1 protein-coding gene and 1 pseudogene are annotated in these 1,779 nt (G+C 40.2%); both read right to left on the reverse strand.

Annotated features, from left to right (window positions below; all coding sequences use genetic code 11):
• Positions 1 to 164: 164 nt before the first annotated feature.
• Positions 165 to 1,268, reverse strand: coding sequence for an RNA-guided endonuclease TnpB family protein (locus G5B11_RS18560; RefSeq protein WP_173729316.1), 1,104 nt, complete (start codon positions 1,266 to 1,268; stop codon positions 165 to 167).
• Positions 1,265 to 1,480: pseudogene (locus G5B11_RS18565) on the reverse strand (transposase). The gene G5B11_RS18560 and the pseudogene G5B11_RS18565 overlap by 4 nt, the downstream one beginning before the upstream one ends.
• Positions 1,481 to 1,779 lie beyond the last annotated feature (299 nt).

Raw genomic sequence — 1,779 nt, forward strand, 5'->3', positions numbered from 1 at the left:
GTGACATACTCCCACCACTTAAATCTCTAATTTTGAAGTGGGGGCTTCTTGCTCAATGGCTCTACTGAGCCAAGTATCTACAAGCTATCCTCGCGTGCCCCGCGATTCTTTTGCCCGGACACGGGCATATTTTCTTATTTTTCTATTGTCCGGATACGGACAGTTTATGCAATCAACATCCTTCTTGCCTCTTCTCGGATGTTGATTGCTGCATTACGATCTCTATCCATCTCATTTCCACACGCACAGCGATAGACTCTTTCGGATAATTTCAGTTCTTTCTTTATCCTTCCACATTTACAGCATTTTTTACTGGAAGGAAAGAAACGGTCTACCTTTACCATTTTCTTTCCTTTCCACGCCAGTTTATAGTCTAACATTTCCCTGAACATTCCATATCCATTATCCTGTACGCTTTTTCCGAAATGCAGACACTGCCCCATTGCTTTCATATCGATATTTTCCACTGCAACTGCATCATAACTGTCTGCGATCTTTCGACTAAGTTTGTGCAGATAATCTCTTCGCTGATTTCGTATCTTTTCATGACATCTGGCAACTTTCTTTTTCTGCAGTTCATAATTATGGCTTCCTCGTACGCATCTTGACAACTTTCGTTGCTCCCTCGCCAGCCTTTTTTCATTTTTTCTGAAGAAACCTGCTTCTCCCGTCTCAATCTTTTCTGAAAATACTGCCATTCCCTGCATTGCATAATCAATTCCAAGTATCTTTGCAGTACTGTAATCTGGTTCAGCTGCTTGGTTTTCACAGCTGTATCCTTCATACAACAGACTTGCAAAGTATTTTCCGGATGGTTCCATACTGATTGTCACTGATTTCAGACGAAGGTCTTCTGCTGGCTCCCTGTGTTTTTTCATGGCAATCCATTTTAATTTAGGAAGTCGGATTCGCTTACTTTCCACCAGGATATTTCCATTGACCACATTTGTTGTATAGCTGTTTCTGGAATGATGCTTTGACTTGAACCTTGGAAATCCAATCTTAGGTTCCCGAAAAAATTTATTATATGCCTTTTCCAGATGAAGCTGGACATTTGCCAGCGCCAGCGAATCGACTTCTTTCAAAAATGGATATTCCTTTTTATACATGGCCGGTGTATTTTTTAACATTTTCTTTGTCTTTTCATACTCCTGGATTCTATCATTAAGCATCTGATTGTATAGGAAACAACAACAGCCAAATGTTTTGCCCAAAAGTATCTTCTGTTCTTCTGTCGGATAAATTCGGAAACGATATGCTATGTTCAATACTTTTTCTCTCCCTGGCTTTCAATGCATTGACGGATTACTTCTACCGGAGCACCTCCAGCTGTCAGTAGGCAGAAACTCTGACTCCATTCTTCCAGAACTTTTCCCTACCGTGGAACAATATATTCCCATATCTCTTTTGCTCTTTCTGAAATTGGATTATCAATCACTTTTCATCGATATTTCACTACCATGATCAGATGATAATACATCCGTTCAAGAATGCCGAGGCATTCTTGCTGCGAGGTGCGCGTCATGCAATTGCATGACGCGCACCTCTGCAATCCTGCCAAAGGCTATATCAGCTGGGGGATTTACTCCCAGCTGATATACTGAATGCGCATTATGATCTGTTTTTCCCATACAAATCAGTCCTTTTTCTAACAATTTATATTTTCAACTGACTCTATTATACCACGGATTGTGTTATAGAACAAGTGTTCTTTTCATTTTTTCGCAATTCATCTCCCACCTGCAGAGGAAGGAGAATTCTTGCTATATTTATGTTAAA

Origin of the sequence: Blautia glucerasea (assembly GCF_013304385.1) — a bacterium.
Lineage (GTDB): Bacteria > Bacillota > Clostridia > Lachnospirales > Lachnospiraceae > Blautia_A > Blautia_A ammoniilytica.